This is a genomic window from Flavobacterium hibisci, assembly GCF_020026925.1.
GTDB lineage: Bacteria > Bacteroidota > Bacteroidia > Flavobacteriales > Flavobacteriaceae > Flavobacterium > Flavobacterium hibisci.
The window spans coordinates 26,375-48,428 of record NZ_JAIQDW010000027.1; the positions used below are offsets into that span (position 1 = coordinate 26,375).

The window sequence follows — 22,054 nt, forward strand, 5'->3', positions numbered from 1 at the left end:
TTTAATTCACCATTAAATATAACTATTTTACATCGAATAGTTTTCTCATTTGACTTTTACTCATAACTGTACTTTTGTTCAGAATATTAGGCTCCCCATTTTTAAGAAATAATGCTACGTAGCCGTTATAGCACATCATTTGTTTTCTAAACATAATTTTCACAATAGAACCATCTATTGTTTCCACATTATAAACATCCTCCTTTTCAAAATTATCTTTTGATATAGTTTCAAACATTTGTTTATAAGTATCTTTCGAAACAGTAAATGTATCCGTCTCTGCAAACTGGTTAGTACTTTCAAAAGATAAAATTACTTTGTCCTCAAAAATATCAGCTGAGGCAAAAAAATTACCCATTGGAGATATTTTTATTTCTTTTGTTGGTTTTTCTCTTTGTTCTTTTTTTACTTGGCCATTTGTATTTACCACAGAAAATACCAAAAATAATGCTAAAAGTAGTTTTTTCATTTTTATAGATTTTAAAATTTATTCAAATATACAGCAATTAAGGACATTAAAGTCCTCATGTGAAAAAAAAATATTATGACTTTTGAATATGATTTCAGAAGGGACTTTTTTCGTAAAACTAGGCAGCAGAGTAAGACAACTGAGAGAAGTAAAAAATCTCAGCCAACAAGACTTAGCAAATGACTGTAACATCCCTAAAAGACAAATTGGGAGAATTGAAAGGGCCGAAATAAACCCAACTCTGAAAACGTTAATAAAAATTGCCAATGCTTTAGAATTAGAACTTAAAGATTTATTAGATTTTCCTTCTAAATAAAAAACCGCTCATGTCTAAACGGTTTTGCTTTTATTCTCTAAAATCAATTATTGCATCTGCTGGACTAACCCTTTCGGTATCGTTTCGCATGACAGAAAGTCCCGAATAGTGTTTTGCTGCTGGATTATTCCTAATTTCAGCGAGTATTTTTAGCATTTGAGGTATTAAGGTGTTATCCTTATCCTCAATCCCGTTTCGGGATTCATCATCATCCAAGACGATTTCAATAAATATAATCGGGAAACTTTCTAAAGCCTGTGAGAATACTTGGTATTTATCTGCTTTGGATATTTTAGGATTCAGTACTAACTTTTCCAGTGTGTCCAATGAGGTTATTTTCTTTTTAGTCATTTCCTTCAATTTTTAACGGTTCTTCAATTAGCGTTAGACTTATTGGTCGCAATTGGTGTATTGGTGCCTCTATACTTAATTCGGATTGTTTTGGTAAGACGAAAGGAAGCATTTTAATAAGGGCGGTAACCCTCTCGGCTGGTGTTAGATTAGCCAATAGCTCCGGCAACTTATCTAATTCTTTTTCGATTATACTCTTTACTATTTCCTTACTGGAATTTGTCAAGAGGTTCTTTGACCCCTTGACCCTTCCACCATATTTTTTCCCGGTGTTATTCATAACTCTAAATTCTAACTATTTTAGTTTCATTAAAACAGCATTTAATTCTTTTGGGACCAGGCGCAAAGACTCAAACCTATTGCCTCCGGCAAAGACAGGACTAAGACGATAAGCCTCATCAATATCAATCCTAATCCCAAGCTCTTTAAGTCTTGTTAAGCTCTCCACTACCGAAGTAAAATGTTTATGGGCTTCAATTTGTCCTGCGCCCTCCGCATAAAGTCGGGCCTGCTCTCTAATATTTTCCGCTTGATCTTCGGTAAATGGTTCAAAGCTCATATTATACCTATTTTTTAAATAAAAGGCTTCGGCTTCTTCATATTCCGATTTTAGTCCTGCAGCTTCAACATTGAAGGTTACCGACGCATTAGGGAATTGCTTTGAAAGGTGCTGCTCTACTTCTAAATACCAATCTGATACGTGTGTAAGTGTTAAGCCTATGCGGTCTAGCATAGAAATAAGCTTATGCCCGTTACTGACCTTTAACTGGTGATAAGTAATTAATTCATTTGCAGCTTCTTTGTTCTCGTCTAATAAGATTCTATTTTTCATAATTGTTTATTTATTTTATTTTATTTTATAATTTTTTCCTGTTTCGTGTACTAAATTGTAATTTGGCATGTTTTTCATATACTGGGTGTTACCTCTCTCTGTCCGCTTTGCAGCTTTTGCACTTAGCATTAATTTTTCCAGCTCTTCCAGTTCTGTATCGCTTAAAGCCATTAAATCCCTAAACGTGATCGGCATTCTAACAACCGCTACAATTTGAAAGGTTTCATTCTCAGCATAAGTGTTTTGCAATTGGTTCAAAAATGGGATTAACTCCATTATCAAACTTTTTCTTTTTTGTGAATTCATAATATTTAATTTAATTGATTAATAATTTTTTTAAATGAAAAGGACGAAAGGACAGAAAGGACAAAGGGTAAAATAAGAACAAGGTTATATGTAAATTATCTTCTTTGTGATTTTACCTTACAAACACTTAGTAATTAGGTAGTTATATGTTTTAAAAATACTTATAAATGAATATGGTATTATGTCATTTTACTTTGTCCTATGTCCTTTCTGTCCTTTTGTCCTTTTCTAATTGTTTGAAACAGATATTTTTTGATATTCGCCATGTTTTATTTTCTTGAAAAGCAGCACATCATTTAAAAGCCTCTTTACAGCCTTTTCATTAAGTCCGTTTTCCTCTCCGACCTCAACGGCTTCCGACGTGGTAAACACTGCACCCAATGAATTAAAAAAGCCCTGTTTGGCAGTTGGTAAAGTCAAAAGATAACTTTCAGTATTTTGAATTTTTGCCAGCACTTTGCTCGAACATGTTAAATAATATTCACAAAGCAATTTTGAGGCTTCCACGGATACCATTTCGATTTCTGTACTATTTGGGTCGCTCATTATCTGAACCAATAAAGCAAGCCTTACAAAGTGGTTATCGAATTTTGATAGAATTTCCCCTTTTATAGAATTTTGGTGCTGGTTCACTTTATCGCAATTATCACTTTGCCATTCATAAAAGAACCTTTTTGCCTCTACTGAAAAAGTAAGTGTTCGGGGTTCGTCAACTTCATAAAGGCCTTTAATAAATCTTTCGTAATCCTCTGCCAATTCTTCATTTGCTTCATTGTCATTGATAGGCTGTTTTAGGGAACTATCCGGAAAAGCGAATAAGAATCTCTGATAAAATCCGTTATTCAATTTATCTACTGGAAAAGCTTTGTTTAAGGCTCGCGGTTGCAATCCGCCAATGATGCTTAAATAAGGGTTGGCTATAAACAAAGGGATTGGACTCCCAACACGGTCTATAGTTGTACTTTGATTACTCCAAACACTTAAATAAAAACCTATCTGATCCGACTTACTATAATTGTTCATACCTTCAAGGAAACTAATAAGCTCATCCGATACAACTGTGCAACCTCTCTCGTTTTCCGATAACCTTTTAAATAAAATTTCAGTAGTAAAATTGCTTAACACACTCTTTTTTAAGATAGGTTTAAGTACGCTTTCCATTAGCTCTTTATCCTTTTTCGATAATTTTTCATAGCTGGAATACATTTCAAATTGAAATTCAAATTCCTGATGACTCTCTTTGTCTATTGCTTTGATCGGCGCAAATACCGCGTTAATCGGGTGTGTTTTATTAGCTCCAGCGTTTCCAATTAGGCAGGCAAACAAAGAACCTCGTTCAATCCAACCAGCTTTTACCAAAACCTTAAAATTTGCCCCTGCTGCGGTAGCTATTGCAACCAGTAAAGACGTTGCCGTGTAATCAATAGGGTAGTTTACTGATTCGTTTAGGTTAATGGTGTAATCCCTAAAAATCGGGGGTAAAACTTGGATAGGAAACGGGTTTTTACTGCTTTCAATAAATTTGCCAAATCCAAGTCTGGCCAGTTCCTTGCTGGCTTCATAATCTGAAAATCCTTTCAACTCCCTGTATAAGTCGTAAAGGTTGTATTTCTGCTTGAGTAATCCAGTATTTGAACTGAAAACCTCGAATTTTACAATATCTTGGTTATAAAATGCCACGATCGATTTTAAAGAACCGCCCGGACGCTGGTACTCATAGATTCCGGGCTTTTTGCCGTCAGTAATGGTATAGCCCAAAGCGGTTAATATTTCGTTGATTATTTCCAAACCAACCAAACCGCTATTATTAAAAGCTGTTGCTGGTTCATCCGAATATTTATACAATAAATCAAAGTCGTTTGTTGATCCTGGTCTTTGTTCGGTTTCCTTTGGCTCACCTTGCAAAGTATCTGTGTAAATTGAGGCTTTGGGGTTGTAGTATGGTTCTGGGTCGTAAGATATAAACCTCATCCGGGTTTCATCGGCAAGAAAATCAATTTTTGCCCCATTCATGAAATCATAATATTCAGCCAATGAAAAATAGGTTTCTTTGAAGTTGTTTTCAATTGGTACTTTCACGAATACACACAAACCACGACCACTTAACGAAAAATGAGTGATAAAAGTAAAAGGGTCGCTTTCAAGGTCGCTTTTAAATTCATCCCAATTGGTATAACTGTTTGGTAATTCGTCGAAATCAACCACTGCTAAACCGTTTTTAATCTCGATCTTTCTACTGCTTCTAGTCGTTCCGCTTCCAGTAATGCAAGGCTGCAATAATTTGGCTTTTCTGTAATCGGCAAGGGGTAACGCTCTCAACTTTACAGCTTCGGATTCTCTCGCTGGATTGCTTACGATTGCTAAATATTCATTTATGTAAATGTCTTTCAGTTTTTTAACTGATTTTACAGTATTGAAATAAGAGAATTTAAAACTATCTCTGTGGTCGTGATTATCGGGGTTATGGTTTGACTGAACCATAACCCTATCTTTTATACTTCAAAGATTTAACCTCCGATAGCCCTTTTTCAAATTGGCTTTGCTCAACAAAAATGCGGCGGCCTATCGTTTTGGCTTTGATTTTACCCTCCTTTATGTAGTTACGAATGGATATTTCGCTACAGCCCGCAAATTTGGCTACTTCTTTTACTGATAGAAGTCTATTTTCTTCTTTTTGTGGTGGGTGCTTAATATCGAGAAGTAAGTTTTCGATATTGCTTAATCTTTGGTCAATTGATTCAAATGGATTGCTCATAATCTTTGTACTTTTAAGTTTAACAAAGATTATAAATAAGGCTTGACGGTAACTGGTTATAACTGGTTACTCTTTTGTAAGTAGTTAGTATTTAATCAAATAAGATTTAAGTATTTTAAGCTCATCTATCGCCTTCGGTTTGAATTTATCATCTAAAACTCTAATAACATTTTCAAACCTTTTGATTTTATTTTGTAACTGCCGGTCTGAACCGTCGTTTGCGATTCTATTACTACGATCCGACCATTTTGTAAATTTATTATACAATGAATTGCCGTCATTCACTCTAGTTACATTCGTTTTACCCTCATAAAACATTTTTAAAGCTTGCTCCTCCGAAGTAAGTCCAGACTTTTTATTTTCAGAAATTGCACTTTTCAGCCCTTTGTTAAAATGCTCCCTTTGTGAATCTTTAAGAGCTTCTTTTTTCTTTTGCAAAAAAACTAACCATTCTTTAAAATCAAAATAATCGGAAGCCGTTCCCATTCTGGTCGTTATCAAACTACCGTTTATTAATTCCTTGCCGTCCAAATATTCTCCCTCCGCAAAATCTGCTGTTTTTATGGTGTCTTGTAAAACATCTTGTAAAACTCCTATTTGATAATCAATATAAAACATCTCGTCTGCACGTGGGTTTTTATCAATGAACTCGTTTAAAGCTATATTATGTTGCTCGTTTGTCATAATCAAATAATTTTCTTTAACGGGATTTCAACATTAAAAACCTCGTCCATTGCTTCTTTTTTCTCATCGTCATTGACTTGGTAATACTGGTTTAATGTTTTCATGTCATTATGCCCTGTTATTGAAGCAATTAATTTATCGCTTTTCCCTTGCCTTTTCATCATAGTAATAAATGTTCGGCGAGCTGTGTGAGTGCTGATCCGGTCATAAAAAAACATTTCCTCTTTGATATTTTCTTTCCCCTTCGTGGTTATCTTTTGTACTTTGCTAGTGTACTCCATTTCTTGAAAACAATCTTTGATGTACTTGTTTTGCTTTTGGTTCGCAATAAGTGGTAATTTGTAATCATACTTCAATAAAATGTATTTCGACAGGCTGGTTAATGGGATTTCCCTAGCCTCCTTTGTTTCGTCTTTGTCCTCTTTAAGTGTAATATACTTGTCAGAAACATTGCTTTTTGAAATTAAGGACAATTCGCCAAAACGCATACCGGTAACGCAAGCGAACACAAAAACATCCCTCACACGCTCCAAACTTTCGGTTGTAAATTTGTGTTGCATCAATTTATTAAGGTCGTCAATAGTAAGTGCAATTTGATTCGTAATAACTTTTGGCACTTTCTTAAACCCGATAAACGCATTATTGAAAGTATACCTCTTTTCAACCGACCAGTACATAAAAGATTTAAACAAAGTTAAGTTTCTTGCATAAGTGTTATTAATATGCTTCAAATCCCCCATGCAGTAAGACGTAAATTCGTTGTGAAACGTTTTGTTTATCCGGCTGTAAGTGAGTTTGTACTTTTTGGCTTTCTCAAAGTTTTCGAGAATATTCTTAATATTGTCATATCGCATTATGGTAGCCTTTGCCCACGTTTGTCCTTTTTTCTTTTCAGCCATAAACTCGTCAAAAGCATCGAAAAAAACATTCTTCCCAGTAACGGTTTTTTTAAATTCCTCATCAAAAACTTTTTTTAAAGTCGTTGAAGTTAACTTTTCATCAATCCTTTTATATAAACTATCTGTTTCAATAAGCAAATCTGAATAGCGGTTTAATTGCTGTTTGATTGTTTCGGCTGTCTTTGCCTTTCTGCTCCCGGAAATAAACGGAAATTTATTCCCCTTATCCCAATGCTTTGGAAGTATATTTTCTCCAGTTGAGTAAACAAACTTTTTATTCTCGTCTTTGAAATTACAAGTAAATAGAATTAATGTTTCTTTCTCTGAATTGGGTTCTTTGAGTTTGAAAGTGTACTTCATATTTGGAATGTTTTAAGGCTAAAAAATCGTTGCTGTTTTCGTTGCCGTTTTTAGTTAAAAAAACGTCCAGTTGCCGTTTTTGTTGCCGTTTTTGTTATAATTCGTTATAATTGCTTTCTTATAACAAATATAAACATTCCTTTGTTTATAAGGCTTTTATAGGGCTAAATATTAATTAACAACAAAATAAAATATAAGAAGTTCAAGAACCGGCGACTCCACAAAAAGGCAGAAAAACATATTGTTTTTCTGCCTTTTTTAGTTTATCCAGGTATATGGTTATCTATTTCAATACTATTCTTTCAGTAATCGTTTTATTTGAAGAACCATCAATTCCGGTAACTTCGGCATACTTTACATTTGGAAGCCAAAAAGAACCTCCTTCAATGCGTACAAATATTTTTTCTACCTGAATTTTTTTCTGGTTTACAGTTACAAAAACATGATATTTTTGATCTGAATCTGTCTTTTTTAAAGTTAAGGATAACTTTTTATATGAGACAAACTGAAGCTCAAACTCCTCATTATTTACCGTTTTACTTTCTATTCCATATCCAAATTTGCGTTGAATATAATTAAAATCTTTTTTTTCTCCTTTCTCAGCATATCGAATCCAATACGCTTTTATAGGATTGCTATTGTTTATTTTTCCGTTTTCCTGGTAATTTAAGGCATAAATGGCAGTGTTTATATTCGGGTCCCGCTGAACGTAAAATAGCATATTATCTATGTTCTTAGGCGTTGGGAAATGTAATGGCGACGGATTTTTGGATTGTGCCAATAGATCCTCTGAAAGTATATTTATTAAAATCGTTATAACGATTATTGATTTTGTAAAATATTTAAGTGATAATTTATTCATAACGAAATATTTATATAACCTGTCGGTTCGATTATTTTAAACACATAGGCACATAGAATTTAGGGCGCTTAAAAAAGGCGTTTCACTTGTTTTAAAAACATAGTAGCTATGTGTTAGAAACTATTTTCTTGAAATATTCTTATTAGGAATATAAAACCTATGTTTCTATGTGTTAAATTATTATTTTGGACTACACGAATTAATTTGATTGGATTACATTTTGTTTGTCGTTTGTCTTAAAAACCCAATATTTGATCAGCGGATAATTAAAACCATAAGAAACAAAAAGATCCGTGATTAATCTTCCAATTCTATAATCGATTTGAAATACTTTTTGGAAAATAAGCGTACCAAGTGATTTTAGTGAAATGCTTCCCAATACAACCAATGCAAATTTGAAAAGCTGACTATTGATGTGGCCGCTATAACCGGATTGGTTTTTAAATACCCAAAATCTATTGATGCTGAAATTGATAATGGCGCCAATGGTTCCGGAGATTAGAATAGAAAAGGTAAAATGCAATTTGAATACTTCTGTCAATAAAACCATTAAGGCATAATCAGTAATACCGCCTAAAAATGCTGCAACTTGTGCTTTTAGAAAAGTGAAAATCGCTTTTTTCTTAAACATTAGTCTTGGCTTTTATCTTTTAAATCACCCAATTTTAAAAGTTTAATACTGTCTATAATATTGATTGCCAATAATAAAATAGTGATTAATCCAGCGGAATAGGCGATTGATCCCGGATATAAAACTTCTGTAATTAAAATGAAAGCAATAATAAACCGAAGTTCTGTTGGGCCTACGAAGCCGGAATCTATACTGTATTCATTTGTAATTTTATAGCGTAACTGGCTGATGATGATCGACCAGCCATACAATGCGACAAAAGCAAAGGCCACTATTTGTGTTCCGTTTTGAGCATAAATGTAGTAGCCAAAGCCTATCAATACAATACCAATCCAATCGGCAATAATGTCAAGTGCAAAACCATACCAACGACGCGGAATATTTCTGTAATAAGCCAGTCTTCCATCCAAAGAATCACCTAACCAATTTATAATCAATCCAATAATTCCGAGAAGCAAATACCAGTTTGTTACATAAGTACCCAAAACAAAAGCTAAAAAAATAAGTCCGGAACCAAGCGTACCAATTAATGTGAGTACGTTTGGCGAAATAAATTTGGGCACCTTTGGTAGCAAAAATGCAATCGTTGCCTGTTCTGCACTTTTTAAGATATTAGTTCGCTTGCGGTCTGAAAATGTTCTTTGCACAATTGCTGTATTACCTTCAATCTGTGTTTCTTTCCCCATTAATTGCTCAATATTTGTAAGCCAGATACTATAGCCAACTCTAGTTTAACAATTTTTAATTTTATTTTTCTTTGAGTATTTTTAAAAAAATCGGTGGTACGTTTTAGCTTACCTGATCTAACCAGGTAACTAAATGCGATAATAAACAGCATAATTATTTAACAATACCCGCAAAACGTTGATAAAAAACCGTTGGGCTGTTCTCGTCTTTAGGAGCATATTTTCCGGCTATAATTGGAATGTAAATAACCCTTCTTCTGCTTTCTTCGCCACGGATAGATGATTCTGCCACTCTGTGCCACAAACGGCCATCGTGAATGGTTAAATCCCCAGCTTCCGGACTGATGGAAATTTCCTCTGGATCGGCTTTATGATCTAAGAAGTACTTTTTACGAAAAAGCATTTGATAAATACTTTGCTTATGTGTACCTGGAATGATTTTAAGCCCGCCATTTTCAGGTTTTAAAGTGCTTAAGTGAATACCCACATTGAGCATCGGGTTTAATTTTGCACCATAAAAAATATCTCTCAAACCATCGGTATGCCAGCCCATTTTTGCAAACTTACTTTCCGGTCCGTTAATGTAATGATTGAAAACCATTCCGTCTTTTTCTTCAGTACCTAATCTTGCGCCTTCACCTGCCAATGGTAATAAACCATCAAATCTTGGATCAAGTAAAAGACCGCTTAAGGTTTGATGATGCTGATTGATAAAGGCAAAACGCTGTACAATAGGGGATCCATCTAAATCTTTTCCATATTTAATCGGAACACCATTTACTTTTTCAAGGTTATTGTCAATCCATTTTTGCTGTACTTCTTTCGAGGCATCAATGATGGATGAAACAGTTTCGGGAGTTATAAATTTTTTGAAGTGGATAAAACCATGTTGGTTAAAAAAGTTGATTTGCTCGTCAGTTAATTGATTAGCAAGGGTAAATGTTTTATAAGAAGATACCATGATAAATTATATTTAATAAATGAAATAATAAGTTTGAAATTTTATCTAAAAGTTAGCAACAGCAACAACAGCAACAACACATTCGCATGTTTGCGGCCATTTGGCTTTTAGGGAAATTAAACATATTTCTTTTATTATACATATTCTATCGAGTTAGTAGAGTTTAAAGCAAAGATAATATAATTTTTATTTAACAATCAAATGTTTTTTTACTTTTTTGAAAAAAAATTAAATTTTATAAATTCCGGCCGCTGTTTTTTCGATGAAAGCCTTTGGTAGTATGCGATTGGCATAAACCGAAATGATATTGGTAATCCCCGGAATAACTTCAGATTTTTTGCTGAACATGGCTTTAATTGCCATTTTTGCCACTTCATCAGGCTGCATATTAAACTTTTCAGCCATTTTATTAAGAGCGCTTAAACCAGCTCTATCAGCAAAACCAGTAGCAACCGGCCCCGGACTAAAACAGGTTACTGAAATTGAAGTTTGGGAAAGTTCAAAACGCAAAGCACGGGTAAACGATAAAACAAAAGCCTTTGTAGCCGAATAAACAGCCAGCGTAGGTACAGCCTGGTAAGCAGCAGTACTACATATATTTAAAATATAGGCTTTTTTTTCTTGTGAAAGTATTGGTATTAATGAATGTGAAAGTTCTACCACTACATTCATGTTAAGCTGCATCATGCCAAGCTGATCGGTTAGGGCAGACCGACTAAAATCGCCCCACACTCCATAACCGGCATTGTTCACTAAAATGCCAACCGGATAGTTATTTGTTTTTATCCAATCGGTTACTTTTAGCGAGGCATCCTTTATCGAAAGATCAATCGATAAAATAGGAGCGTTGATCTCATATTTAAACTCAAGGTCATCAGATAATGCTTTTAATTCCTCGGCACTTCTAGCAATAAGCAATAATGGATAACCCTGTTTGGCCAATTCATAAGCAATAGATTTTCCAATGCCTTTGCTGGCACCGGTAATTAAGGCATACGGTTTCGTTTTTTCGCTCATTTTTATAATTTGAGTATCAAATGTAAAGATTAATTATACGTAACGCTATATAAATGTTCGCATTTATCTTGTTTACTGGCATTGTATATTTGTGCTTTTTTTTATATTTTAGCTATGAAGACGCTTTTTTTCTTTCATATTAAATCGTTATGACTGATAGTACAAAAAGTAATAAAAATGAACACCTGTAGTCAGTCATAAAATGCATCCATGAAATTAACAGAAAACAAAGATCTTTTTCAGGCCGTTTTTAACTCCGTATCAAACGGTATAGCAGTATTAGAGTCTCTTTATGACAGCATAGGTAAGATTGAAGACTTTTCAATTCTGCTACTCAATAATTACATCCTTAATTGGGTTGAAGACACAGACTATAAAGGAAAGTCATGCAGCAATGTTTTTCCTATGATAAAAGAGACTGGTATCCTTACTAAATTTATTGAGGCAGCAGAAACCGGAATTACAGCCAAATTTGAAACTTCATATGAAATAGGGGGTATAAAATATTGGTTTTGTTTTACTGCTGTAAAGCAGCATGAAATATTAGTGGTCACAACGGATGATATTACCGAAAGTAAACAGTCTGAAACAGCCCTTAGTGAAGCACTGGATAAAGCAGAAAAACAAAAAAGACTTTACGATTCTATTACAAACAATACGCCTGACCTGGTGTATGTTTTCGATTTAAACTACAATTTTACATATGCCAATAAAGCCTTGCTTAAAATGTGGGGCAAATCTGCTGAAAACGCTATCGGCTTCGGATTACGTGAAAATGGTTATGAAGAGTGGCATGCACAAATGCATGAAAGGGAAATTGATGAAATTGTTGCCAATAAAAAAACAATAAGGGGAACAGTTTCGTTTCCGCATGCAGAATTAGGCAGCCGTGTCTATGACTACATTCTTACTCCTGTTATTAATGAAAACGGTACAGTCGAAGCTGTTTCGGGAACAACCCGGGATATTACGGATATAAAGAAGGCGGAGGAAAAGCTCCAGCAAAGTGAAACACGCTTTCGTAACATGATTGAACAGGCGCCAATAGCTATGTTACTTTCTAAAGGAAGGGATGTTGTTGTTGAAAGCATAAACAAGCCTATGCTGAAGTTCATGAATAAAAAAACGGAAGAAGAAGTACTGGGAAAAAAAATGCTGGAAACATTACCTGAACTTGCAGGTCAGCCTGCAATACAGACTGTTATTGATGTTCAGGAAACGGGAATACCGTTCAGGGGAGATGAACAACCTGTTGATTTAATGATTAACGGGAAACTTGAACGTCGTTATTTTAATTTCTCGTATGATCTTATTAAAGAAACTGATGAAAGTTCGGCAGTGTTGCACATGGCTATGGATGTAACGGACAAAGTGCTTTCCCGAAAAAAGTTAGAAGACAGCGAGAGCCGGTTAAGATCTATGATTGATCAGACTCCTTGCCCGACACTGGTTTTAAAGGGCGATGATCTGGTAATAGAACAAATTAATCAACACATGCTTGAAATGATTGGCCGTGGTGAAGAAATTATTGGGAAGCCTTTAATTGATGTTTTACCGGAATTGCAAGGCCAATATGTGTGGACTCAGGTTAGGAATGTTTATAATAAAGGAATTCCTTTTTATCAAAGTGAAGTTTTGGTTCCTCACAACAGGACAGGAGAAATAAAAGACTATTATTATAATCTTGCTTATAGGCCGTTAATTGAACAAGGCCTGATAACAGGTATGATTCAGACCGCCATTGATGTTACCGAACAGGTTAGAGCCCGAAAAAAACTTGAAGAGAGCGAGAATCGTTTTCGGGCTTTGGTAAATGCTTCATCTGATGTGGTATATCGAATGAATGCAGACTGGTCTGTGATGTGGAATCTGGAACAAAGGGGAGTGCTTTCTGAGATTAGCGAACCCATTTTAAATTGGAGGGATAAATATATTCATCTTAATGATCAGGAAAAGGTTGAAAAAGCTACAAATGAGGCTATAGCAAAGAAAAGTATAGTAGAACTGGAACATCGGGTGTTAAACTCAGATGGCTCGATGAGCTGGACTTTTTCACGAGCCATACCTGTATTGGATGAACAAGGTAATATTATTGAATGGTTTGGCTCTGCAACTGATATTACGGCACAAAAAGAGGTACAGGAAATTATTAAAGAAAGCGAAGAAAAATTCAGAAAGCTTGCTAACCTGGTACCGCAAATCATCTGGACAAGTGAGCCAGACGGTTTTGTTGATTATTATAACAAACGCTGGTTTGAATATACCGATTTTGATGAAAATGAATTTGGAGACGCTAGCTGGATTCCCCTAATGCACCCCGATGATGCGCCAATTGTAGTAGATTTATGGTATAAAAGTATTCAGAGTGGAAATCCTTATAAGTTAGAACTTCGTCTGAGAAATGGAAAAACAGGAGAATACCGTTGGTTTTTAAGTAAGGCGTTGCCTATTATAGATAAGGCGGGAGTAATAAAAAAATGGTTTGGAACCTGTACAGACATACATGAACAAAAAACCATTACTGAAAAACTGGAGAGTCTCGTTGCTGAGCGCACAAAAGAATTACAACGCTCAAATCAGGACCTGCAGCAGTTTGCCCATGTAGCTTCTCATGACCTAAAGGAACCGGTACGTAAGATAAAAACGTTTACCAGTCGTCTGGAGGACCAGCTTCAGGGCAAATTGGACGAAGCAGCATTGCGATATATCGAAAGGATACATGTTGCAACAGATCGAATGTTCAGCATGATTGACGGTGTGCTTGCATACTCTAAAATTAATGCCGATTTGCAAAAACCCACATTGATTGATTTAAATGAAGTCATCAAAAACATTGAAACCGATCTCGAGGTTTCCTTGCAAAAAACAGGAGGTAGAATCCATTACCATGATTTGCCATCTCTGGAGGGAGCATTTGTATTGATTTATCAGCTTTTTTATAATCTTATCAATAATTCTATCAAATTTGCTAAAGTAGATGCACCACCACAAATAACCATACTTTCTAAAATTGTTATTGAAAATGGCAGAAAATCTGCTGTAATCACGTTGTCTGATAATGGAATTGGTTTTGAGCCAAATCAGGCAGAGCAAATATTTGACACTTTTACGCGTTTAAATTCTAAAGACAAATATGAAGGTACAGGTTTAGGATTGTCACTTTGTAAAAAGATAGCTGAGAGACATGATGGAAACATAACTGCAACAGGCAGCATTGGCTTAGGGGCTACGTTTATTATTACACTTCCATTACTACAAAAAGAAAATGATATTTAAAAAATGAATAATAAAATAATTTTACTAGCAGATGACGACACCGATGACACCGAAATGTTTTGTGAGGCATTGGCAGATATAGATAAACAAATCTTATATTACACAGCATCTAATGGAATAGAAGCGTTAAATTTACTTGCTGAACTAGATGAAAGTCCGAAACTTATTTTTCTAGATCTCAATATGCCTGTAATGAATGGCTGGGAATGTTTGCAGTTATTAAAAAAGGATAAGCAATACAGAAATGTTCCTGTTATTATGATTTCGACATCTTCACATAAAAATGATATTGAGACTGCTTTCAGTCTGGGTGCGATTGGTTATTTTGTAAAGCCCAATAGTTATGCTGATTTAAAGCATATTTTACATTCAATTGCTGAAAACCTTGAAACCGGTTTGCAGGATGCTATCATGAATCTTCAAAAAAAAGGATTCAGTACTATTTTTGGATTTTAAAGGTATTTCTCCAGAAAACGCAGATTAATGCCGGGACATAACAAAGGCTTTAATTATATGGATTTATCTCTTTTTACAATTTGATTTCTTAGTCTGCTTAGCGACTGAGGTGTAATCTTTAAATAAGAGGCGATATACTGCTGAGGTACATTTTGTGCGAGCATAGGATAACCGTTGATAAATTCTAAATATTTAGTTTTTGCATTGCCATAATTTAAAAAATCATTGTCTTTTATTTTGTTTAAAAGATGTGCTTCTGTTAAAGTTTTGAGGTAAATATAAAAGTTAGGGATTCTTTCTGTCAATTGATCTATCGTAGTTTTAGACAGAAAAAAAACAGATGTGCTGACAACCGCCTGAAAAGCATCTTTAGAAGGCAGGGAACAATTGTAGCTTTCCAGATCTACAAAAAACTGATTTTCACGGACAAAATATTTAGTAACTTCCAAATCATCTTTACCATTAGTGTAAACCCTAACGATTCCCTCATCAACAAAACCAACTCTACTTGTGATTTTATCCAAATTCTGAATCATTTCATTCGCTTTGAAATATTTTTTTTCAAATAAAATCGAAATTGCTTCAATATCATGGTCAGCAAGTATGCTTCCGAAACCTAAGACCGATTTTAATTTTTCCATATAAAAGGTTATTTTACGATACCTAATTCTATAACACTTTTGGCACAGGATAAAATAGCATCTTCCATTGGCAACGGCTTCCAGTTTAGTTCTTTTAAAGCTTTAGATCTGTCTATTTTTCTCTTTTCTCCTAAATCAATTAATATAGGCTTGAGGGCTGTTTCAAAAATGGATAGCAATTTAACAAAAAAATCAGGTATTTCACGGGATGGAATTTTTCTGTCAGGATATTCTTTTTTTAAAATTTTAGCAATATCCCTGAATGATAAGTATCCCGAAGATGCAAAATAGCGTTGTTGATTAGCCTGTGGCAATTCCATGGCTTTAATCAATAAATCGGCTACAGACTTTACATCAATTATATCAACTCCAATTTTTGGAATTGCAGGCATACTGCCATCAATAGTTTTGATTACAATATTTGCTGAAGTTCCAAAGTCTTCTTCTAAAACCGGACCTAAGATTGCGCCTGGCAAAACGGTCACCAATTCTAACCCGGACTGATCTGTCTTAATAAATTCCCATGCAGCCTTTTCTGCGATAGTTTTGCTTCTGAAATAAGGAGTCGAATCTTTTTTATTGGATTCATTCGTCCAGTCATTTTCAGTAAAAGTGGTATGGAGTTCATTTTTATTTTTACCATATACCACAGCTGCAATAGATGATGTAACTACAACGCGTTTAACATTATTTACAGAGGCATACTTTAGGATACTAAGCATACCATTTTTGGCAGGATCAATTAGCTCAGATTCATGTTTTGGCAGTACACGAGGAAACGGAGATGCAATATGCTGTATAAAATCTATATTTTTGGTTACTTCCTTCCATTTGGTTTCTGCATTTAAATCAGCTTCCACAATGTTCAAATGCGCAATATGTGGAGTATGTTTTTGAATTATTGTTTTTAATTCGTTAGCCCTGCTTAAATTCCGTACCGTACCGGTCACTTTGTAGCCTTTGTTTAGTAATTGAATAGCTGTATGTAAACCAAGAAAGCCTGATATCCCAGTAAGCAAAACTCTTTTATTGATGAAATTATGTTCCATTTTTAATTGATTTTGATTAACACAAAATTACCAACCGATTTCCGGGCAGCAATTACCATTTGGTAAGAAATAGAAAGTATAGATAAAATATAGAGTAAGTGTTAATTTACAGTAAGGCATTGACAGCTTATATTAAAATTAGTTTTATCTTAGCTGTTATGAAAAGTTTTAATTTGGATTTATTTTAAAAAAAATAATATACCGGTGCGGTTCGAAAAAATGACCATCAAATAATTAATTTATCCTCCATAAAATGAACAAACAGATTTACAATCTTCTATTAGCTGACGATGATGATGATGATTGTATTTTTTTTAAGGAAGCACTTGATGAGCTTTCGCTTTCTGCAACACTTGAAACAGTTCATGATGGAGTAGAGCTTATGCATCATTTGGAAAACGCAGCTAATTTACCAGATATACTTTTTCTTGATTTAAATATGCCACGCAAAAACGGACATGAATGTCTGGCAGAAATTAAGAACATTGAGGAGTTTAAAAACATTCCTGTCATTATTTTTTCAACGTCTCTCGATAGTAAAATTGTCGATTTGCTCTATGACATGGGCGCGACTCACTATATTCGTAAACCCGGTGATTTTTCAAAATTAAAAAAAGTAATTTCAGATGCACTCACAAAAGCATCCGAAAGCAGCTTTAAACAGCCTGAAAGAGAACAATTTATTCTTCAACCCTAATCAATCATTTTTCTATGGCTTTTACTGATCAGGAATATTATTTTTTAGCTGATGGAGGAGAAATGGGAGAATTGATTCGCTCCAAAGACTGGAGTAAAACATCCATAGGAAATCCTGATACTTGGCCACAAAGTCTTCGCACAGCAGTATCGATAATGCTCAATAATAATTTTGGGATGTATATTGCATGGGGCAGCGATTACACGCAGTTGTACAATGATGCTTTTCGTCCTATTTTGGGTTCGTCTAAACATCCGGATGCTTTAGGAATAAGCTCAAAAAAAACATTCTCAGAAATCTGGGAGACGATAGGATCTATGTTTCATGATGTAATGATTGGGAAAGCTGTTGGTTTCCCTGATTTTAAGGTGTTGTTAAACAGGAATGGTTTCGATGAAGATTGTTATTTCGATTTTTCTTACAGTCCTATAAAAAAAGAAAATGGAGAAGTAGGTGGTGTTTTGGTAACCGTAATCGAAACTACAGAAAAGAAAAAAGCAGCTGAAGCATTAAAGGAAAGTAATGAAAGGTTTATAAATAATATCATGCAGGCACCTGTGCCTATGTGTGTGTTTAGAGGCAAAGATCATATTGTGGAAATTGCAAATACACAAATGATTCAGTTAATGGGTATCGCAGCTGAAAAAGTAATAAACCAGCCTATTTTTAAAGTCTTACCACAATCAAAAGCAGTAGAAGATATTTTAGATAATGTTTTTAATACAGGCAAAAATTTTGTTGCGAATGAACAGCTTGTACAATTAATTCGAAATGGTAATACAGAAAGCAGGTACGTTAATTTCTTATATGAAGCGCTTACAGGACCAAACGGAAAAATCTCCGGAGTTGTAGCAATTGCTATTGAAGTAACGGCACAGGTTTTAGCCCGTTCTAAAGTAGAGGAAAGTGAACAAAAAATAAGGCAATTAGTAGAAAATGCACCGTTTCCTATTGGTGTTTATGTTGGAAAAGAGATGCGCATCGAACTCGCCAATCAGTCTATTATGGATATTTGGGGAAAAGGAAATGATGTAATAGGAAAATTATATAAAGACATTCTGCCAGAACTTGAAAATCAACATGTTTTTGAACAGCTAAATACTGTTTTTGAAACGGGGGAATCTTTTCACAGTAAAAATACCAGGTTAGATCTCACAATAGAGGGTAAATTAGAAACTTTTTACTTTAATTACAGCTTTACCCCATTGTATGATACGAACGGAAATGTATATGGGGTGATGAATACAGGTGTCGATTTGACTGATTTGAATCTTGCCAAGAAAAAAATAGAAGAGGCAGATAAACGCTTTAGAAATACAGTTAAGCAGGCTCCGGTTGGAATTACGATTCTGAGAGGACATCAATATGTTGTAGAAATGGCCAATGAAGCCTATCTAAAATTAGTAGATAAGAAAGAGAATACTTTTGTAGGCAAACCTTTATTTGAATCTTTGCCCGAAGTAGAAACAACAGTGAGTTCATTGCTGGAAAATGTTTTAAGAACGGGAATTCCATATCATGGAAACGAAGTACCCGTTCCCTTAAACCGTTTTGGGAAACTGGAGATTTCTTATTTCGACTTTCTTTATTATCCATTAAAAGAAGAAGATGGCACTATTTCGGGTATTATTGTAACTGTTACTGAAGTAAGCGAAAAAGTACTGGCGCGTAAAAAAACAGAACAGAATGAAGAGAGATTAAATATTATAGTTGAAGCCAGTGAACTCGGTACCTGGGAACTGAATGTAAAGACCAAAGAGCTCCTTTATTCCGAGAGATATCTCGAAATTCTTGGTGGATATAAAGAGCATGTTAATCTAACACACGAACAGCTGCTGGAACATCTTCATCCGGATGATATGCACATTAGAAACAAGGCCTTTAAAGAAGCACTCATTTCAGGAAGTCTCAATTATGAAGCCCGTTTGATTTGGGAAGATAAATCCATTCACTGGATGGAAGGAAAAGGAAAAGTTTTTTATGATGAAAATGGTAATCCCGAAAAGCTGATCGGTACAATCAGGGACACTACAGCCGAAAATAAACATCAGGAGGCAATAGAAGAAAGCGAAAAAAGGTTCCGCTCCTTAACAGAAAGTCTTCCACAGTTAATCTGGGAAACCGATGAAAATGGGAATGCCTTATTTACCTCAGGAAAATGGTTTGAATATACAGGGATACATCCGGGAAAAGATGACAGTTGGGAAAAGATGATACACCCGGAAGATTTGGAGGAAAATACAAAAATATGGCACCATTCCTTAACAACAGGTGAAAGGTACAGAGCTGATGTAAGGATAAAAAGTAAAAGCGGAACTTACAGATGGCATGCAGTAATTGGCGAGCCTATTCGAAATGAAAACAATGAAATCATTAAATGGGTTGGGGCATTTACAGATATCCACGCCGATAAAGCTTTTGCTCATGAATTGGAAGAGCAGGTTAATGCACGCACGAGGGAATTAAACCTAATGAATGAATCACTTAGAAAAAGTGAGCAGCGTTATCATTTAATGGTTGAAGAAGTTCAGGACTATGCTATTTTGTATTTGAATCATGAAGGGATTGTGGAGAATTGGAACATCGGTGCCGAAAAGATTAAAGGATATAAGAGTGAGGAAATTATAGGACAATCTTTTTCTGTTTTTTACACAGAAGAAGACCGAAAAAATAACCTTCCCCACAAAGTGCTTCAAATTGCCCGCGAGAAAGGCAAAGCAATCCATGAGGGATGGCGTGTTAGAAAAAACGGGACATTATTTTGGGCAAGTGTTGTCATCACGGCTGTACATAATAAAAAAAAGGAGGTTATAGGTTTTTCAAAAGTGACACATGACCTTACAGAAAAAAAACAAGCCAATGACAAATTGAAACAAAATGCAATGGAGCTCGAACAGAAAAATGCTGAACTGGAGCAGATGAATAAAGAACTTCAGTCGTTTGCCTATATATCAAGTCATGATTTACAGGAACCTCTTCGAAAAATACAGACTTTTGCTACCCAGATTATAGAAAAGGAATCAGATAATTTATCAGATTTTGGAAAAGACAAATTTCAAAGAATGCAGAATGCTGCTCAGCGAATGCAGACTTTAATTAATGATCTCTTGTCTTATTCCAGAACGAATATTCAGGAACGAATATTCGAAAAAACAGATTTATCAAAGATTATAGATGAGGTAGAAGAAGACCTCAAAGAAGAACTAGAAATTAAGAAAGCTGTTATAGAAAAAGGCAATACCTTTCAAGTCGATCTTATTCCTTTTCAGTTTAGGCAATTGTTGTATAATTTAGTGAGTAATTCAATTAAGTTTGCTAAGCCGGAAATTTCCCCAGTGATAAAAATTAGTTGCGAAATAATTAAAGGATCAGCACTGGGAAATAAAAAAGCAAAAGATACTATTGACTATTGTCATATCACCATCTCAGATAACGGTATTGGTTTTGATCAGCAATATAGTGCAAAGATATTTGAAGTGTTTCAGCGTTTGCACGGAAAACTGGAATATACAGGAACTGGAATAGGTCTGGCAATTGTAAAAAAGATAGTAGAAAACCATAACGGATTTATTACTGCAAGTGGTGAACAGAATAAAGGTGCCACTTTTGATATTTATATTCCTGTAAATGAAACATAGAATAAAGCTCTGAAAATAAAGTTGTTGGAGTATTTTTTTCTTATGAATTCTACAGTAAAATGAAATCAGAAAATATAAAATCTAGGTTTACTCTTTAGATATATTTTTAATGACAATATTTTTGAAATCAATAGGTGAACTTTCGTAATTTAAAGAAATTTTACCTTCTGTTGCGGTTGCTTCCGTACATTCGTTTATTAGTTTACCATTCAAATATTGTGTAATTTTTCCGTTGAAAGATTTGATTACAATAGAATTCCATTCACCATAAGGCTTTTCGTTTTCAATAAATTTGGCAGAAGTTACGCTTGCGCCTGCCTCAATCAGTTTTCCGTTTACTTTTGCAGTTACCTGATCTAAAAAGATAAAATCGCCGGTAGTATTTTCTTTAATTTGAAACTGAATTCCTTTTGGCCAGATCTTATCAGGGTAATCTGCAGGAATATTGTACATGACACCGCTGTTTTTCTTATTCTTGTTTTTAAATTTCTCTTCTGTATTCCATCGGTATTCCAAACTCAGTTCAAAATTTTTATAACTTTTTTTAGACATCAGATAACTGTTTGTTTCACCGTACATTCTAATCATGTTATCTGAGAATTCATAAACTTCTGAAGGCTGCTGTCTTTCAGTACTGGTTTTTGTAAAAGCGTACCAGTCATCTGCTGACAGGCTTTTTTGTTGAACCGCACATGAATTTAAAATAAAAAGACAAGCTAAAGAAAAAGTTATTTTTTGGAACATAATGAGGATTTTAAAACAAAATTGATTCGGTATTATGCAGTAAAAGTAAGCAATCAAGATTTATTAGATTTGGTAAGGCCTATAATTTTTTCAAAGAATAATACTGATTTTGTGATTTGAAAAACAGACTTTATTTAAAAAAATATTTCATGAACCGTGCTTATAAATTATTCCTAAAAGATTGAATTAGTTCAATAAATTAAATAAGGATTTCTGTAAAATTTGTACTGTAAATTAAATAACGTTTTGTAAAAAAGTTGGGGGACTTTTGAGAGATTTAGAATTATAGTAACATTAAAAAAATTGCGCAAAGTCAGAGACATTTGCCTTTACTTTGGATTTGATAAAAACTTTAAATTTATTCAAAGGAAAGCAGAGGTGAACTTTAGACTTTGCTAGTTAAGAACTAAGCTGCGCATTAGTC

General features: G+C 34.4%; 22 protein-coding genes. 5 read left to right on the forward strand and 17 right to left on the reverse strand.

The features are described 5' to 3' along the window. Window positions 1-22: 22 nt before the first annotated feature. A complete protein-coding gene (locus K8B81_RS19255) occupies window positions 23-469 on the reverse strand; it encodes a hypothetical protein (RefSeq protein WP_223683174.1) in 447 nt (148 codons plus the stop codon). Between the two features lie 88 nt (window positions 470-557). Between K8B81_RS19255 and K8B81_RS19260 the strand changes: the two genes are divergently transcribed. Beyond that, window positions 558-785, forward strand: coding sequence for a helix-turn-helix domain-containing protein (locus tag K8B81_RS19260; protein ID WP_223683175.1), 228 nt, complete (start codon window positions 558-560; stop codon window positions 783-785). 30 nt (window positions 786-815) lie between these two features. Here K8B81_RS19260 and K8B81_RS19265 read toward each other — a convergent pair whose 3' ends face one another. The 13 genes from K8B81_RS19265 to K8B81_RS19325 all read right to left on the reverse strand — a co-directional run bounded on the left by K8B81_RS19265 (window position 816) and on the right by K8B81_RS19325 (window position 11,129). After that, window positions 816-1,136 carry a hypothetical protein gene (locus K8B81_RS19265; protein ID WP_223683176.1) on the reverse strand — a complete coding sequence of 107 codons (321 nt, stop codon included), beginning with the start codon at window positions 1,134-1,136 and terminating at the stop codon, window positions 816-818. Beyond that, window positions 1,129-1,416 (reverse strand): hypothetical protein, encoded by a 288-nt coding sequence (locus K8B81_RS19270; protein ID WP_223683177.1) that lies wholly within the window; start codon window positions 1,414-1,416, stop codon window positions 1,129-1,131. The genes K8B81_RS19265 and K8B81_RS19270 overlap by 8 nt, the downstream gene beginning before the upstream one ends. A gap of 15 nt (window positions 1,417-1,431) precedes the next feature. After that, window positions 1,432-1,968, reverse strand: a complete 537-nt coding sequence (locus K8B81_RS19275) for a hypothetical protein (protein WP_223683178.1) — start codon at window positions 1,966-1,968, stop codon at window positions 1,432-1,434. A gap of 15 nt (window positions 1,969-1,983) precedes the next feature. Beyond that, the gene (locus K8B81_RS19280; RefSeq protein WP_223683179.1) at window positions 1,984-2,274 is read right to left on the reverse strand and encodes a hypothetical protein; all 291 of its coding nucleotides are present in this window, start codon (window positions 2,272-2,274) and stop codon (window positions 1,984-1,986) included. A 228-nt stretch (window positions 2,275-2,502) separates the two neighbouring features. Next, window positions 2,503-4,755 (reverse strand): DUF3987 domain-containing protein, encoded by a 2,253-nt coding sequence (locus K8B81_RS19285; RefSeq protein WP_223683180.1) that lies wholly within the window; start codon window positions 4,753-4,755, stop codon window positions 2,503-2,505. A 4-nt stretch (window positions 4,756-4,759) separates the two neighbouring features. Next, entirely contained in the window at window positions 4,760-5,029 is a 270-nt protein-coding gene (locus K8B81_RS19290; protein WP_223683181.1) for a helix-turn-helix domain-containing protein, read from the reverse strand. An 84-nt stretch (window positions 5,030-5,113) separates the two neighbouring features. Beyond that, window positions 5,114-5,713 (reverse strand): hypothetical protein, encoded by a 600-nt coding sequence (locus K8B81_RS19295; RefSeq protein ID WP_223683182.1) that lies wholly within the window; start codon window positions 5,711-5,713, stop codon window positions 5,114-5,116. Between the two features lie 2 nt (window positions 5,714-5,715). After that, window positions 5,716-6,972 (reverse strand): tyrosine-type recombinase/integrase, encoded by a 1,257-nt coding sequence (locus K8B81_RS19300; protein WP_223683183.1) that lies wholly within the window; start codon window positions 6,970-6,972, stop codon window positions 5,716-5,718. 283 nt (window positions 6,973-7,255) lie between these two features. After that, on the reverse strand, window positions 7,256-7,834 hold the full coding sequence (locus K8B81_RS19305; protein WP_223683184.1) for a DUF4833 domain-containing protein: 579 nt from the start codon (window positions 7,832-7,834) through the stop codon (window positions 7,256-7,258). A 199-nt stretch (window positions 7,835-8,033) separates the two neighbouring features. Further along, window positions 8,034-8,465 carry a GtrA family protein gene (locus K8B81_RS19310; protein WP_223683185.1) on the reverse strand — a complete coding sequence of 144 codons (432 nt, stop codon included), beginning with the start codon at window positions 8,463-8,465 and terminating at the stop codon, window positions 8,034-8,036. After that, the gene (locus tag K8B81_RS19315; protein ID WP_223683186.1) at window positions 8,465-9,151 is read right to left on the reverse strand and encodes a CDP-alcohol phosphatidyltransferase family protein; all 687 of its coding nucleotides are present in this window, start codon (window positions 9,149-9,151) and stop codon (window positions 8,465-8,467) included. Before K8B81_RS19315 ends, K8B81_RS19310 begins: the two co-directional genes overlap by 1 nt. A 154-nt stretch (window positions 9,152-9,305) precedes the next feature. Continuing rightward, window positions 9,306-10,112 carry a phytanoyl-CoA dioxygenase family protein gene (locus tag K8B81_RS19320; RefSeq protein WP_223683187.1) on the reverse strand — a complete coding sequence of 269 codons (807 nt, stop codon included), beginning with the start codon at window positions 10,110-10,112 and terminating at the stop codon, window positions 9,306-9,308. Window positions 10,113-10,340: 228 nt separating this feature from the next. Next, the gene (locus K8B81_RS19325) at window positions 10,341-11,129 is read right to left on the reverse strand and encodes an SDR family NAD(P)-dependent oxidoreductase (protein WP_223683188.1); all 789 of its coding nucleotides are present in this window, start codon (window positions 11,127-11,129) and stop codon (window positions 10,341-10,343) included. Between the two features lie 210 nt (window positions 11,130-11,339). Here K8B81_RS19325 and K8B81_RS19330 point away from each other — a divergent pair, with 210 nt between their 5' ends. Both K8B81_RS19330 and K8B81_RS19335 read left to right on the forward strand, forming a co-directional pair. After that, window positions 11,340-14,405: a PAS domain S-box protein gene (locus tag K8B81_RS19330; RefSeq protein ID WP_223683189.1), complete on the forward strand. Its 3,066-nt coding sequence runs from the start codon at window positions 11,340-11,342 to the stop codon at window positions 14,403-14,405. Window positions 14,406-14,408: 3 nt separating this feature from the next. Continuing rightward, window positions 14,409-14,861, forward strand: a complete 453-nt coding sequence (locus tag K8B81_RS19335; RefSeq protein ID WP_223683190.1) for a response regulator — start codon at window positions 14,409-14,411, stop codon at window positions 14,859-14,861. A gap of 53 nt (window positions 14,862-14,914) precedes the next feature. Here K8B81_RS19335 and K8B81_RS19340 read toward each other — a convergent pair whose 3' ends face one another. Then, window positions 14,915-15,502 (reverse strand): Crp/Fnr family transcriptional regulator, encoded by a 588-nt coding sequence (locus K8B81_RS19340; RefSeq protein ID WP_223683191.1) that lies wholly within the window; start codon window positions 15,500-15,502, stop codon window positions 14,915-14,917. Between the two features lie 8 nt (window positions 15,503-15,510). Further along, window positions 15,511-16,551 carry an SDR family oxidoreductase gene (locus K8B81_RS19345; RefSeq protein WP_223683192.1) on the reverse strand — a complete coding sequence of 347 codons (1,041 nt, stop codon included), beginning with the start codon at window positions 16,549-16,551 and terminating at the stop codon, window positions 15,511-15,513. A 253-nt stretch (window positions 16,552-16,804) separates the two neighbouring features. Here K8B81_RS19345 and K8B81_RS19350 point away from each other — a divergent pair, with 253 nt between their 5' ends. After that, on the forward strand, window positions 16,805-17,248 hold the full coding sequence (locus K8B81_RS19350) for a response regulator (RefSeq protein WP_223683193.1): 444 nt from the start codon (window positions 16,805-16,807) through the stop codon (window positions 17,246-17,248). Between the two features lie 14 nt (window positions 17,249-17,262). Further along, window positions 17,263-20,886, forward strand: coding sequence for a PAS domain-containing sensor histidine kinase (locus K8B81_RS19355; protein WP_223683194.1), 3,624 nt, complete (start codon window positions 17,263-17,265; stop codon window positions 20,884-20,886). A gap of 87 nt (window positions 20,887-20,973) precedes the next feature. Here K8B81_RS19355 and K8B81_RS19360 read toward each other — a convergent pair whose 3' ends face one another. Then, window positions 20,974-21,630, reverse strand: a complete 657-nt coding sequence (locus K8B81_RS19360) for a 3-keto-disaccharide hydrolase (RefSeq protein WP_223683195.1) — start codon at window positions 21,628-21,630, stop codon at window positions 20,974-20,976. Window positions 21,631-22,054 lie beyond the last annotated feature (424 nt).